Origin of the sequence: Apibacter sp. B3706, from assembly GCF_011082725.1 — a bacterium.
GTDB lineage: Bacteria > Bacteroidota > Bacteroidia > Flavobacteriales > Weeksellaceae > Apibacter.
Map to the genome: position 1 here is coordinate 1,330,803 of NZ_CP049715.1, position 14,329 is coordinate 1,345,131.

Below are 14,329 nucleotides of genomic sequence, written 5' to 3' on the forward strand. Positions count from 1 at the left end.
ATATTATTTCTACTTATTCGTTATTTAGAGGTAAATGAAAAGATTTTTATACATTTTTATAGCGTTTTTCATTCAAGTGTCCACATTTATCCCTGTGGCACAAACTATTACGATTAATTGGGACGGTATAAAGAATTTTTATTATTCCACTGAGCAAGTAAAAAAATATCCTTTCTTTACCAATGATAACTATTCGATTGATGAAGGAATACCTACTTTATATTATGCCGAAAAAACTGATTTTAATGGAGATGTATATCTAACCAATTTACAATGGCAACCTATTGAAAAATCGCAACTTGGCGATACGCCTTTGGACTTCATTCCCGATGATGATATTTTCAGCGCGTCAATTACTAAGTCACGAGATCAAAAATTTATATCTGTAACCATTAAAACATTAAAGAAAACAGGCAATACCATTTTTAAACTGATACGTTTTACCATTGAGAAAAAAAATTCGTATAGTAAAAATTTTTCATCTACAGATTCCTTTTTGAATGTTGAAAGTGTTCTAAAAAACGGATCATGGTATAAAATTAAATTAGCTAAAACAGGAATTTATAAAATTGATCGGAATTTCTTACAATCATTAGGAATAAATTGTAATTCTTTAGATCCAAAAACCATACGAATATTTGGCAATGGAGGAAAAATGCTTCCGGAACCAACCTCATCTTTCAGATACGATAACCTAAAAGAAAATGCCATTTTTGTCCGAGGAGAAAATGATGGAATTTTTGATTCAGATGATTATATATTATTTTATGGGCAAGGACCGGACTATTGGATAAGAAATTCAAAGGTTAGGCATAAAAAAAATATATATGAAGATTATGCATATTATTTTATTAACGTCAATCAAACTTCGGGAAAAAGAATTCAATCCAATCCATACAAGACACCGAATGCTAAAGTATATGTAGAATACGATGATCATCAATTCTTTGAAGAAGATAGACTAAATTTAAATCAATTAGGTAAAATTTGGGTGGACGAAAATTTGGGATTGAAAAATTATAAAGAAATCCTATTTCCGGTTCATGACATGGTTCCGGGTTCAAGCATAACTTGGAAATATGCTTGGGTATCAAGAAACGGTATTAATGGAAAAATAAATGTGTCGTATAATGATAATCCGGTATATTCATCGATTTTAAGGCCATCTCCTAATGAAATTGATTTTGCAATTGGAAGCCAAACACAAACTATCACTCCAACTAATAATCAATTAAAATTTACTTTAGGATTTGATAACTCTACTAATCCCTCGGCTGAATTTTATCCCGATTATTTTGAAGTTTTATATAAGCAAAAGCTTAAATTTAATGGTAGTCAAATGAATTTCAGAACATTTGATCCCATTGAAGATGGAAAAATATATGGATTTACTTTTGTTCCTTCTGAAGATTGCGAAGTTTGGGATGTTTCAGATGTTGTCAACGCAAAAAAACTGGAACGATCAGCAAATGCTTTTACGTATTCCTATCAATTGTTATCAACTAATTTTAAAAACGAAATGATCGCCTTTAAGCACTCAGCTGCCTACATTCCGGAAGTTGTTGGTAAAATTTCAAATCAGGCTTTACATTCCATATCCGATGTAGATTATATTGTCATAACTGTTCCTGAATTTGTTTCTCAGGCAAATCGCATTAAAAATTTACATCAATCTAAAAATCGATTAAAAGTAGAAGTAGTTACAGTAAATCAAATTTATAATGAATTTAGCTCCGGGGGACAAGATTTAACCGCAATAAGGGATTTTTTACGTTATCTATATAAGAAAGACAATGGAAAATTAAAATATGTGCTTCTACTGGGCTCTGCCTCGTATGATTATAAAAATAAAACCGGAACCGGACATAACTTAATTCCTACCTATCAAAGTTATAATAGCACCGGTCTTAATTACTCTTATGCAACAGATGATTTTATAACGATATTGGATGATGATGAAGCTAATTTAATAGGAGAAGATGCCAATCTTTCAGCTACTCAATTAGATATAGCAGTGGGAAGAATGATTGCAAAAAATCTATCCGAAGCAACAGCGTGTGTAGATAAAAGTGTAAAATACGATAATGGAAAAGCTCCTCAAGGTACTCCTTTTGGAAATTGGAGATTAAACGCCTCTGTTATTGTAGACATTGACAGTGATAACAATTTCCATAAAAAAATTGAAGAAACTATTGCTCAAAATATTTTTGATAAATCTTTAAAAGAATATACACTTAAAAAATTATATATAGATTCTTATAATGCAGATTACACTACAGGTGGAGCCAGATTTCCACAGGTAAATGAAGCTATAAAAGCCGCTTTTAACAATGGTAATTTAGTAATAAATTATTTTGGACATGGCGGCACATTATCTCTTTCTCAATATAGGCTATTTTCAAAAGAAGATGTAAACAGCTTGTCTAATTTCAACAGAGATTTTTCTCGACTTCCTTTATTTATTACTATCTCATGCGATGTTTCCGTATGGGACAATCCTTCTTTAAATTCTTTAGGTGATTTATTATATCTCAAAAAAAATGGTGGAGCAAATTCCATGATTACAACCAATAGGGCGCTATCAATCTATTATGGGTTGAATATGAATCCTATAATCATGAAAAACATATTCACAAAAAAAACTGAAAGTAATCAATATATAGCTCTAGGTGAAGCGCTTCGACTTTCCAAAAAAGAAATTTTAAGTGGAGAAAGTCGAAAAATAAATTTGTTCGGAGATCCCGCGCAATCTTTGGTATACCCAAAACGTAAAATTAAGGTCACTAAAATAAACGGATTGGATGCAGACCATTTCTCGAGTGTTATAAAAGCCCTTGATTTTATTACCATTGAAGGCCAAGTACTAAATGAAAATGGAGATGTTGATCCCTCTTTTTCGGGAAATATCCAAACTGTTTTATATGATAAACCTGTGGATAAAAAAACTCTAAATAATTTTAATTATAATTCACTTAAACCACCTCTTGAATATAAAGAACAGGTTAATTCCATATATAAAGGCGGTTCACAAGTTAAAGATGGAAATTTTAAAATAGAATTTTACGTTCCTAAAGATATTAATTATGATATCGGTGATGGCAAATTACTTTTATATGCCGATAATTCTGAAATTGATGCCTTATATTTTAAAAATGATTTAAAAATTGGAGATATAAATCCCAATGGAATAAATGATTCGGAAGGCCCAAAAATAGGTTTATACATGAATAATCTAAATTTTGCTAATGGAGGAATAACTGATCGCTCACCGTATCTTTTAGCCTGTGTAACGGATAGTACCGGTATTAATTCAACCGGTTTAGGAATTGGACATGATATCACTGGCGTTTTAAATAATAATGTAAACGGTACCATTATTCTGAATGATTTTTATACCGGAGGAGAATCTTCTCCTTGTCTAAATCCGAATTTAAAAGATTATCAAAAAGGAAAAGTTTGGTATCGATTAGAAAATCTTGAAACAGGAAATCATTCAATTAAATTCAAAGTTTGGGATATTAATAATAATTCATCTTCTGCTACCTTAGATTTTTTAGTTGTTGATAACGGTGATCAGGGATTAATAATAAAAAAATTATTAAACTGGCCTAATCCATTTACAACTAAAACATTTTTTCATTTTGAACATAATTGTCCCGATATTCTTGATGTTCAAGTCCAAATTTTTACCGTGTCAGGAAAATTAGTAAAAACTATTAATAAAACCGTTACTTCTCAGCCTTTTAACGAAGGATACAGAACTGACAAATTTGGAATTGAATGGGACGGATTGGATGATTTTGGAGATAAAATCGGAAAAGGTGTGTATATTTATCGTGTAAAAATAAAAGGAACATCTGAATTTTGTAAGGGTTCAGTTTCTCAAGTGGAAAAATTGGTAATATTAAAATAAAATTTATTTTTGCATTATAAAAACGCTATAATAAAAAAAATTTATATCATTTTAACTCAAATAGTTCATGAAAAAAAGAATTTTAATTCTGACGTTGTTATTATTTAGCGCCTTTAAGGCTCAGAATAGAAATTACGCCATAGTCACCGGAGCACCCTTTTTAAGAATATCACCGGATGCTCGTTCTGGCGGTTTAGGTGATCAAGGGGTGGCAACGTCACCCGATGGGTTTTCCCAATTTTGGAACCCTTCAAAATATGTTTTTGGAACTAGTTATTCCGGAGTAGGTCTTTCATATACTCCCTATATGAATAAACTAACTAGCGATGTATTTTTATTAAACGGAACTTTTTATACATTCCTCGGTGAAGAAGAAAGAAGCACATTAGCCGCAAGTATTTATTATTTCAACATGGGTGAAATCCAACTTAACGAATTATTGGGAAATAACATTGTTGAAAAAGGTATTTCTAAACCTAATGAATTTGCATTAGATGTGTCTTATGGACTTAAATTAGCGGATGTATATTCCATGGCGGTTACCGCAAGGTATGTTCGTTCCGATTTATTTAACAATGTTGATAATTCATCTGCCCAAACAAAGGCTGCCAATACATTTGCAGTTGATGTAACAGGATATTTCCAATCTGAAAAAAGCAGTTCTTTCGGCAATTATGAAGGAAGATGGAGAGCTGGTTGGGGATTATTTAATATGGGACCTAAATTAGATTACTCTGACAGCAAAGAAAATTCCAGCTATTTGCCTACTAATTTAAGATTAGGTGTGGGTTATGACCTATATTTCGATGACGATAATAAATTGGGATTGACTTTTGAAGCTACAAAATTACTTGTTCCTGCACCCGAAGAAGTTAAAAATCCCGACGGTAGCATAACATATCAAGTTCCCGATAAAAGTTTTATTTCCGGAATGTTTAAATCATTTAGTAATAAAGATGTGGGCAAAGAAATTACGTACAGTATTGCTGGTGAATATACTTTCAATAACGCATTTGCTTTTCGTACCGGTTATTTCTACGAAAATCCTGACAAAGGAGGAAGACAATATGTAACACTGGGAGCAGGTCTTAAATATCAATCGTTCGGTATTGATTTTTCTTATCTGATTACAACTTCAAGTGTTAATAATGCTTTAGACAATACATTACGATTTGGATTGACGTGGGATTTTGGTGGTGATGCAACCAATGCTTACGACAATTATTAAAATTTCAACTAAAATATCTAATCTATAGTAAGAATCACTCTGTATAAAAGAGTGATTTTTTTTACATTTACCAAAATTATACAGTACGATGTTTACACCTGAAAAACTCAATGAATTAAAACAATTAATAAAAACAAAAAAAAATATACTCATTTTGGCTCATCAGAATCCGGATGGTGATGCCATTGGTTCTTCTTTAGGATTATATCATTTTTTACGTTACCTTGGAGTTCAATCCACGATAATTGTACCGAATGAATTTCCTAAATTTTTAAAATGGTTGCCGGAAGCCAAAAATATCATCATTGGTGAATATCGGGTAAAATTCGTTGAAATAGCTTTTAGAAATGCAGATTTAATTTTCTGTCTTGATTTCAATACTTCTTCAAGGATTAATCAATTGGAAACAAAATTAAATGAATCAAGAGCCATTAAAGTCTTGATTGATCATCATCAAAACCCGGATAATTTTGATTATATATATTCAGATACTTCTCAACCGGCTACTTGCCAAATGATTTATAAATTTATTGATGCCTTAGGTGAAGTATCAAAAATCGATGAAAAAATAGCAACTTGTCTATATACCGGAATTTTAACTGATACCGGAAGTTTTCGGTTTAGAAATACCACCGCTGAAACTCATAAAATTATATCCGTATTTTTGGAAAAAGGAGCTAAACCGGATCTTATAGCTTCCAATATTTTTGATTGTAATACACCGGAACGACTAAAACTTTTAGGCTGTGTTTTAGAATCCATTGAACTTATTCCTAATAAAAATACTGCAATATTGTATGTAACCAGAAATCAATTGTTAGAATTGGGTTATCAAAAAGGAGATACGGAAGGATTTGTTAATTACGGACTTTCTATTATAGGAATTAAATTTGTTGCATTTTTTATGGAAGATCTGCAAAATGATTTTGTTAAGATTTCTTTCCGTTCCAAAGGTAATTTTGACGTTAACGCGTTTTCTCGAAGCTATTTTAATGGAGGTGGACATATTAATGCTGCCGGTGGCAGAAGTGATCTTTCTTTAAAAGATTCTATTTCAAGATTTAAAAATATAATTGAAAACGAAATCCATGAAATTTCTTAACATTGCAATTATATACTCATTTTGTATAGGCATTTTATTCTCGTGTCAGAAAAAAGAAATTTTCCTTCCGGTTACTAATTCAAAATCTGCATATGGCAAAAAATTATTAGAAAACTCTAAAGCTAGAGAAGATAAGGAAAGGGATTTCTTGCAAAACTGGATTAGTAAACGAGAGGATTCTTTACATGTAAAATTTGTGCCTACTTCTTCGGGTATTTGGATTCGATTTATTTCACATAAAAAATCTCCACAACCTAAAAATAATAGTTGGATTAAATATTCTGCTGAAATAAAAACACTTTCAGGAGATGTAATTTATTCTTTTGATGAGTTTGGTGAAAAGCAGGGAGTTTTAGGAAAATTTAAAGAGATAAGAGGAATTGAGTCAGCATTGTACATGATGGAGAAAGGGGATATAGCTGAAATAGTCCTCCCCTCCTTCACTGCCTATGGTTTATATGGTGATGAAAATAAAATTGGATCTAATGTACCCCTCTTAGTAACCCTTACTTTAATCGACGTTAAACCTTTATCGAAATGATTATCTTATAAAATTTGGGCGGATACACTTATTTTGAAAAATTAATTATATAAATCTTTAAAATAGTTTTGTGTATTTTTTTTATCCAAAATCAATCTAGCCTTAAGTTCATCTAATGAAGAAAATTTGATCTCATCACGTGCTCTATCATAGAAATAAATTTCAATTTCTTTTCCATATAAATCCCTATCAAATTCAAGTATATGAACTTCAATTTGTTTTTGTAAACCTTGTATGGTAGGACGCATTCCTATGTTCATCATCCCGTAAAAAAATTCATCTTTAATCTTAACTTTCACATAATATACCCCATTTTTTGGACATATCTTGTGTGGATCAATTTCAATATTTGCAGTAGGAAAACCGATGGTTCTTCCTATCTTATCACCGGTAACCACTTTGCCCTGCATGAAAAAATTATATCCTAAATACTCGTTTGCTTTAGCAATTTTACCTTCGCTAATTTTATTTCTAATTTTAGTCGAACTGATTACGGAAGTATATCCACTTACTGAAGGAAGTTTGTAAAGAGTAAATCCAAATTGTTCGGAATATGTTTGCAAGCGTTCGTAATTTCCATCTCGATTATTACCAAATTGATGATCATAACCAATAACTAATGAATGTATATGTAATTGGGATACCAATAGATCTCTAACAAATTCTAAGGCACTTAACCGGCTAAACTCTTTCGTAAATTCTTGTATAAATAAATGCTGCACATTAAATTTTTCCAAAAGTTGTATTTTTTCATTTAAAGTAGTTAAAAGCTTAAGTTCAGTTGTGGGTTGTAAAACGAATCGGGGGTGTGGATTGAATGTCATAACTGCTGTTTCAGCTCCCTCTTTAATTGCAATATCATGCAAATAGTTTAAAACAAACTGATGGCCCAAATGCACACCATCGAACATACCTAAAGTTAGTATAATTTTATTTTCTTTAGCTACTTTAAAATTTTTAGTATGAATATTCACCGGTAATGAAAACAAATTGTCTGCAAAAATATGATATTTTTTTGGTTTTTTTTCAACGCCTATAAGCTTTAAAATAGTATATTTGTAATTCCACAAAGGAAATGTAATTATTTGAATTTTAAATTATATGGTAACGGAAAATAAAGGTAAAATATCTCAGGTAATAGGTCCGGTTATAGACGTTGTTTTTGATGATGTAGAACAACTTCCCAATATATATGATGCTCTAGAAGTTATTAAAGATAACGACGAACCCAATTTAGTACTGGAAGTTGAGCAACATATAGGTCAAGATACAGTTAGATGTATCGCTATGGATGCTACTGATGGCTTATATCGAGGTCAGGAAGTTATAGCAACCAATAAACCTATAACGGTTCCTATCGGTGAAGAAATTAACGGGCGTTTATTCAACGTTATCGGAAAAGCTATTGATGGTATCGGTGATGTACCCAAAACCCATGAATTACCTATACACAGGCCTTCTCCGAATTTTGAAGATATTTCTACTTCTGCAGAAGTATTATATACCGGTATTAAAGTTATCGATCTAATTGAGCCTTATTCCAAAGGAGGTAAAATTGGACTTTTCGGAGGTGCGGGAGTTGGTAAAACCGTATTGATTCAAGAATTGATTAACAATATTGCTAAAGGACACGGTGGGTTATCTGTATTTGCCGGTGTTGGAGAACGAACTCGTGAAGGTAATGACCTATTACGGGAAATGTTGGAATCTAAAATTATCTCGTATGGAGATGAATTTATGAAATCCATGGAAGAAGGCGGATGGGACCTTTCAAAAGTTGATTTTGAAGCTTTAAAATCATCGAAAGTTGCCTTTGTTTTTGGTCAAATGAATGAACCTCCCGGTGCTCGTGCCAGAGTGGCTCTATCCGGTTTAACTTTAGCTGAATATTATCGAGACGGTTTAGGAGCCGGAAAAGGTCGGGATGTATTGTTTTTCATAGATAATATTTTCCGTTTTACTCAAGCCGGATCGGAAGTTTCTGCTTTATTAGGACGTATGCCTTCTGCGGTAGGGTATCAACCTACCTTAGCCAGTGAAATGGGTGCACTTCAAGAAAGAATTACCTCAACTAAAAACGGTTCTATTACATCTGTTCAAGCGGTTTATGTTCCGGCAGACGACTTAACAGACCCTGCCCCTGCAACTACATTTGCCTATTTAGATGCAACTACTGTATTAGACAGGAAAATTGCTTCATTGGGTATCTATCCGGCCGTAGATCCACTACAATCTACTTCGCGAATTCTTTCTCCTGAAATTTTAGGAAATGATCACTATGAATGTGCTCAAAATGTTAAGGAAATCCTTCAAAGATATAAAGCATTACAAGATATTATTGCCATCTTAGGTATGGAAGAATTAAGTGAAGAAGATAAATTAGTGGTTTATCGAGCTAGAAAAGTACAAAGATTCCTTTCACAACCTTTCCATGTTGCAGAACAGTTTACGGGAACTCCCGGTGCATTAGTGGATATTAAAGACACCATTAAAGGGTTTAATATGATTCTTAACGGAGAATTAGATCAATATCCGGAAGCTGCCTTTAACTTGAAAGGAACTATCGAAGAAGTTATTGAACATGGCGAAAGACTATTAGCTGAACTAAAAAAATAATTATTTTGATGAAAATACAAATACTTACTCCGGAAGAGGTTATTTTTGACGGTGAAGTGTCATCTATAACAGTTCCCGGTTCATTGGGTGAATTTCAAATGTTGGAAAACCATGCTTCTATTGTTTCTACTCTTGAACCCGGAATCATTAAGCTTGAAAATGTAAGTTCTTCTTCCAACGCTACTAAATTAACGAATGATGGCAAATACCAAACATTCACTATTAAGAGCGGATTATTAGAATTTAATAATAATAAAGGTATAATACTTTGTGATTAAAATATTTATACAATAATATTATAATAACATAAAAAAGGATTGAATAACAATCCTTTTTTTATTATATATAATTTACATTTAGAGTATCTAGTTAAGATATTTATAATAGGTTAATCATATAGCATGAAATTCCGTTTATAGTTATATTTTAAAATTCAAATAGGTGATAGGTTTACCTTCTTTTAAAAACATATTCTCATAAAAAGTTTTTATTTCTCTTACGTAAGAAGGTAATTCGTATTCCGGCGCTCCATAAATATCATGGTGAGAAGATAACACGGTATATCCCAAACCATGTATTAATCCGTTGGCATACCCATGTAAAAATTCACTATCCGTTTTTAAATGGATACTACCTCCTTCTTTCATAATTCTTTTATACTTTTCAAGAAAAATAGAATTTATTAATCGGTGCTTTGTCCTTTTATATTTAATTTGTGGATCCGGAAATGTTATCCATATTTCATCTACTTCTCCGGGAGAAAATACATGTTCAATTAATTCAATTTGAGTGCGCAAAAAACCAACATTTTTTATTTGTTGTTCTATGGCTGTTTTTGCTCCTCTCCAAAAACGTGCTCCTTTAATATCTATTCCTAAAAAGTTTTTATCAGGAAAATGTTGCGCTAAACCAACGGAATATTCGCCCTTTCCACAACCCAATTCAATGATTATGGGATTATCATTTTTAAAAAATTCTTCTTTCCATTTACCTTTATAATGAAAATTAGAAAGTATTTCATCTCTCGTAGGCTGTATTACATTATTAAAAGTCTTGTTTTCAGCAAATTTACGAAGTTTATCCTTGCCCATAATTTAGTATTGAATGTACAAAAATAACTATATTCGTACACATTTCAAATTTCTTTATTGTTAGCTAGTTTCATAATGTGACAATAAATGAATACCCCTAAATATAATTAAGATCTGCTAACTAAAAACGTTTCCTTTTAAATCTTCTTAAATTTCTTTAAAATTCATTAAAATATTAAAATTAAAGTTTCAATTATTATCGTATTTATTAATTCATTCATAAAAAATTTCATATACTTAAAATTAATTTAATATTTTTATGGATTAAACACTATTATCAATGAAACTTTCTCAACCAAAACTTACTCCTAAAATACTTTGGCTTATGGCTATTAGTTCAGGACTAGTAGTAGCAAATAACTATTATAACCAACCATTATTGGGTTTAATGGCCAAAGATTTTAATGTCAGTGAATCAAAAATAAGCGGAATAACCATGTTTACGCAGATCGGCTACGCTTGTGGACTATTTTTTCTGATTCCTTTAGGTGACATGTTTCGTAGAAAAAAAATTATTCTTATTGATTTTATATTCATTATTGGTAGTTTATTAGCTATGGCTGTCAGTCCTTCCATAGAATTATTATTTCCTATAAGTTTTATAATAGGCTTTACCTCAGTTATTCCACAATTGTTTATACCCATGGCTGCAACTTTGGCAGCTCCGGAAGATAAACCTAAAGCCGTTGGATTTGTGATGAGCGGATTACTCATCGGTATATTGGGATCGAGAGTTTTAAGTGGATATATCGGCGATATTTTAGGATGGAGAGAAATGTTTTATATCGCAGCTATATTAATGGGTGTTGTGTATCTTTTGATATATTTTAATTTACCGGAAATCTACCCGAATTTTAAAGGAAATTATAAAAAGTTAATGCTTTCACTCGTTGAGCTTTTTAAAACAGATTCATCATTACGCTCTGCCGCTTTACGAGGAGGACTTAGTTTTGCTTCTTTAAGTGCTTTTTGGACTCCTTTGGTTTTCCATCTTGAAGAAAATTTTCATTTAAGCGACGGAACAGCAAGTAATATAGCCGGAAAATTTGGCTTAATAGGTGCATTTGGAGCTCTGGCTGCTGCCCTCATGGGAAAAGTTATATCTAAATTCAATAAAAATACAATACTTGTTTTTACTGCATTATTGATTTTACTTTCATGGATTATATTCTACTATGGAGGTTATTCTTATTTGGGTTTAACTATTGGGATCATATTAATTGATATTGGGGTGCAATCTACCCAAATTACTAATCAATCTATTATTTTTTCAAATCACCCGGAAGCAGGTAATCGTGTAAATACTATTTATATGACCAGTTATTTTATCGGTGGATCACTGGGAACCTTTATTTCCGCCTATGCTTTTGAAATTTATAATTGGACCGGTGTCATTAGTGTAGGTAGTTTTTTCGCTATAATAATGTTAATATTCCATTTACTTTCAATAAAACGATAATGTATTGTTAGTTTATTTCTTTTATAATTATTGATAGTATAAAATAAACAAGTATTATTTAATTCATTAAACCGGTGACAACTGACTTTATTTCATAAAAAAAACTCCTATTTTCTAGGAGTTTTAATTTTTTTTTAACAGCAGCTAAATTATTTGGATTGTGGAATATAAATTTGAAATCCTAAACCAAAACCTAAACCACTTTGTTTGTTTCCGTTGTTAATATTTTGAATTGCAGCTGCATAGTTATATCCGATTGTACCTTCTAACGCTACAGAACGGGTAATAAAATGAGCGTAACCCACATTTACACCAAAGGCAAATCCACTGTCTGAGCTTCCGTTAACTGCTGCTCCTTTGAATCCAACATCACCTTCAGCAAAAAATCTTCCGGTTTCTTTAGCACCTTCAGGGAAGTAATACCTTACAAAAGGCATAACCCCATAGTTCCAAATAGGTTTTTCATCATCTTGAAATACTGCCCCGAAATCTATAGCTGCACCAACGGCTATTCCATGAGAAAGAAAATACCCAACTCTAGGAGTTAAATTAAATGAAAATCCTTTGTTTTCGAAATCATAGCCGAGATTTGTAATACCTGCTCCGGTCAACCAGCTTCCTTTTTGAATTGGTGTAGAACCTACGTTAGCCGAAGTTTGTGGTGTAGTTACAATCTGTGCATTTGATATTGCTATACTACCTAAAAAAATAGTAAACAATAAAAGTACTTTTTTCATAATTATTATATTATTTTTATACACCATAGTAAACGACAAAACCTATGCCAAAATTTTAACAAAATATTATATTTTTTTTAATTAGAATAATTTGGTGCTTCTTGAGTAATTATAACATCGTGAGGATGACTTTCTTTTAGTCCTGCTGAAGAAATTTTAACCATTTTACTTTCTTTTTGCAATTTTACTATATCTTCTGTACCGCAATAGCCCATACCTGCACGAATTCCTCCACATAATTGATAAACCACATCGGATAATTTTCCTTTGTAAGGAACTCTTCCTTCAATTCCTTCCGGTACTAATTTTTTTGTTCCTGACTGGAAGTAACGGTCTTTGCTTCCTCTTTTCATGGCAGAAATTGAACCCATACCTTGATAACTTTTGAACTTTCTTCCTTGAAAAATAATTTCATCTCCTGGTGCTTCATCGGTTCCGGCAAATAAAGATCCCAACATGACACAGGATGCACCGCTGGAAATAGCTTTAACTATATCTCCCGAAAGTTTAATTCCTCCATCTGCAATCACCGGTATTTGATGCTGATTTGCATATTCATAGACATTATATATGGCAGATAATTGCGGCACTCCCACTCCCGCTACTACTCTAGTGGTACATATAGATCCGGGACCTACTCCCACTTTTAATGAATTGGCTCCGGCTTCTATTAAATCTTTTGCCGCTTGTGCGGTAACTATATTTCCACCAACAATATCTAAATCAGGAAAAGAAGCTCTGATTTCTCTGATTTTATTTAATACATTGATTGAATGTCCATGAGCAGAATCTACTGCAATTATGTCCACTCCGGCTTTAACTAATGCTTCAACTCTTTCTAAGGTATCATCCCCTACTCCTACCCCTGCTCCCACTCTAAGTCTTCCTTCAGAATCTTTACATGAATTGGGATATTCCAACAAATTATCAATATCTTTAATGGTAATCAACCCTATTAATTTGTTGTGATCATCTATAATAGGGAGCTTTTCAATCCTATTATTTAATAATATTTGCTTGGCTTGTTCCAAAGAAGTATTTTTTGAAGAAGTAATAATATGTTCTTTGGACATGACATCTTCTACTTTCTGATTTAAATCCGATTGATATTTAATATCTCTATTGGTAATTATTCCGACTAAGGTATCATCTTCTTCTATTACAGGCAAACCGGATATTTTATATTCTCTCATTAGCATAAGCGCATCCTGTAAGGTATGGTTTCGACTTAAGGTAATGGGATTGGAGATCATGCCGTTTTCTGACCTCTTTACTTTGTTAACTTCAACAGCCTGTTGATCTATCGGCATATTTTTGTGAATAAATCCAAGACCTCCTTCTCTGGCAAGAGCAATGGCTAAACCTGATTCAGTTACAGTGTCCATAGCTGCTGAAACTATTGGAATGTTTAATTGAATTCTTTTAGTTAACTGGGTTTTTAAATTTACTTGAGAAGGTAGAATCTCTGAATAAGAAGGAATAAGCAAAACATCATCAAATGTGATAGCTTCTTCTACAATTTTAGAACTAAGCGACATATTGTTTTTTGCCAAGCAAATATATAATTTTTTTTCTAAAAAAATAATTTAATTTTTTTAAAAAAGTATATAATCAAAATAATACATGATAAAATAATACGTAA

11 protein-coding genes are annotated in these 14,329 nt (G+C 31.9%); 7 read left to right on the forward strand and 4 right to left on the reverse strand.

Annotation, left to right across the window (positions count from 1 at the left end):
• The first annotated feature begins 34 nt into the window (after positions 1-34).
• The 4 genes from porU (at position 35) to G8C41_RS06000 (ending at position 6,784) form a co-directional block, all read left to right on the forward strand.
• Complete coding sequence (porU, locus tag G8C41_RS05985) at positions 35-3,913, forward strand: type IX secretion system sortase PorU (RefSeq protein ID WP_166006699.1); 3,879 nt, start codon at positions 35-37, stop codon at positions 3,911-3,913.
• A 67-nt stretch (positions 3,914-3,980) separates the two neighbouring features.
• Positions 3,981-5,141 carry a type IX secretion system outer membrane channel protein PorV gene (porV, locus tag G8C41_RS05990; RefSeq protein WP_105297060.1) on the forward strand — a complete coding sequence of 387 codons (1,161 nt, stop codon included), beginning with the start codon at positions 3,981-3,983 and terminating at the stop codon, positions 5,139-5,141.
• 88 nt (positions 5,142-5,229) lie between these two features.
• Positions 5,230-6,243 carry a DHH family phosphoesterase gene (locus G8C41_RS05995; RefSeq protein WP_166006701.1) on the forward strand — a complete coding sequence of 338 codons (1,014 nt, stop codon included), beginning with the start codon at positions 5,230-5,232 and terminating at the stop codon, positions 6,241-6,243.
• Complete coding sequence (locus G8C41_RS06000) at positions 6,230-6,784, forward strand: FKBP-type peptidyl-prolyl cis-trans isomerase (RefSeq protein WP_166003208.1); 555 nt, start codon at positions 6,230-6,232, stop codon at positions 6,782-6,784. The genes G8C41_RS05995 and G8C41_RS06000 overlap by 14 nt, the downstream gene beginning before the upstream one ends.
• 41 nt (positions 6,785-6,825) lie before the next feature.
• Here the strand turns inward: G8C41_RS06000 and G8C41_RS06005 are convergent, their stop codons facing one another.
• Positions 6,826-7,854, reverse strand: a complete 1,029-nt coding sequence (locus tag G8C41_RS06005; RefSeq protein ID WP_255466916.1) for a bifunctional riboflavin kinase/FAD synthetase — start codon at positions 7,852-7,854, stop codon at positions 6,826-6,828.
• Positions 7,855-7,885: 31 nt separating this feature from the next.
• On the opposite strand from G8C41_RS06005, the gene atpD reads away from it, so the two are divergent.
• Together atpD and G8C41_RS06015 are read left to right on the forward strand one after the other, a co-directional pair.
• Positions 7,886-9,400, forward strand: a complete 1,515-nt coding sequence (atpD, locus tag G8C41_RS06010) for a F0F1 ATP synthase subunit beta (RefSeq protein WP_105297063.1) — start codon at positions 7,886-7,888, stop codon at positions 9,398-9,400.
• 8 nt (positions 9,401-9,408) lie between these two features.
• Complete coding sequence (locus tag G8C41_RS06015; RefSeq protein WP_105297064.1) at positions 9,409-9,678, forward strand: FoF1 ATP synthase subunit delta/epsilon; 270 nt, start codon at positions 9,409-9,411, stop codon at positions 9,676-9,678.
• Between the two features lie 141 nt (positions 9,679-9,819).
• Here G8C41_RS06015 and trmB read toward each other — a convergent pair whose 3' ends face one another.
• The gene (gene trmB / locus G8C41_RS06020) at positions 9,820-10,491 is read right to left on the reverse strand and encodes a tRNA (guanosine(46)-N7)-methyltransferase TrmB (RefSeq protein WP_160565584.1); all 672 of its coding nucleotides are present in this window, start codon (positions 10,489-10,491) and stop codon (positions 9,820-9,822) included.
• Positions 10,492-10,771: 280 nt separating this feature from the next.
• On the opposite strand from trmB, the gene G8C41_RS06025 reads away from it, so the two are divergent.
• Positions 10,772-11,950, forward strand: a complete 1,179-nt coding sequence (locus G8C41_RS06025) for an MFS transporter (RefSeq protein ID WP_166006703.1) — start codon at positions 10,772-10,774, stop codon at positions 11,948-11,950.
• 149 nt (positions 11,951-12,099) lie between these two features.
• Here the strand turns inward: G8C41_RS06025 and G8C41_RS06030 are convergent, their stop codons facing one another.
• The gene (locus tag G8C41_RS06030) at positions 12,100-12,687 is read right to left on the reverse strand and encodes a hypothetical protein (protein WP_105297090.1); all 588 of its coding nucleotides are present in this window, start codon (positions 12,685-12,687) and stop codon (positions 12,100-12,102) included.
• Between the two features lie 77 nt (positions 12,688-12,764).
• Positions 12,765-14,225, reverse strand: coding sequence for an IMP dehydrogenase (gene guaB, locus G8C41_RS06035; protein ID WP_166006707.1), 1,461 nt, complete (start codon positions 14,223-14,225; stop codon positions 12,765-12,767).
• Positions 14,226-14,329 lie beyond the last annotated feature (104 nt).

Bases quoted from the DNA above. Each gene is read 5' to 3' on its own strand.
- porU (WP_166006699.1), top strand. From the start codon at position 35: ATGAAAAGATTTTTATACATTTTTATAGCGTTTTTCATTCAAGTGTCC.
- porV (WP_105297060.1), top strand. From the start codon at position 3,981: ATGAAAAAAAGAATTTTAATTCTGACGTTGTTATTATTTAGCGCCTTT.
- G8C41_RS05995 (WP_166006701.1), top strand. From the start codon at position 5,230: ATGTTTACACCTGAAAAACTCAATGAATTAAAACAATTAATAAAAACA.
- G8C41_RS06000 (WP_166003208.1), top strand. From the start codon at position 6,230: ATGAAATTTCTTAACATTGCAATTATATACTCATTTTGTATAGGCATT.
- atpD (WP_105297063.1), top strand. From the start codon at position 7,886: ATGGTAACGGAAAATAAAGGTAAAATATCTCAGGTAATAGGTCCGGTT.
- G8C41_RS06015 (WP_105297064.1), top strand. From the start codon at position 9,409: ATGAAAATACAAATACTTACTCCGGAAGAGGTTATTTTTGACGGTGAA.
- trmB (WP_160565584.1), bottom strand. From the start codon at position 10,491: ATGGGCAAGGATAAACTTCGTAAATTTGCTGAAAACAAGACTTTTAAT.
- G8C41_RS06025 (WP_166006703.1), top strand. From the start codon at position 10,772: ATGAAACTTTCTCAACCAAAACTTACTCCTAAAATACTTTGGCTTATG.
- G8C41_RS06030 (WP_105297090.1), bottom strand. From the start codon at position 12,687: ATGAAAAAAGTACTTTTATTGTTTACTATTTTTTTAGGTAGTATAGCA.
- guaB (WP_166006707.1), bottom strand. From the start codon at position 14,225: ATGTCGCTTAGTTCTAAAATTGTAGAAGAAGCTATCACATTTGATGAT.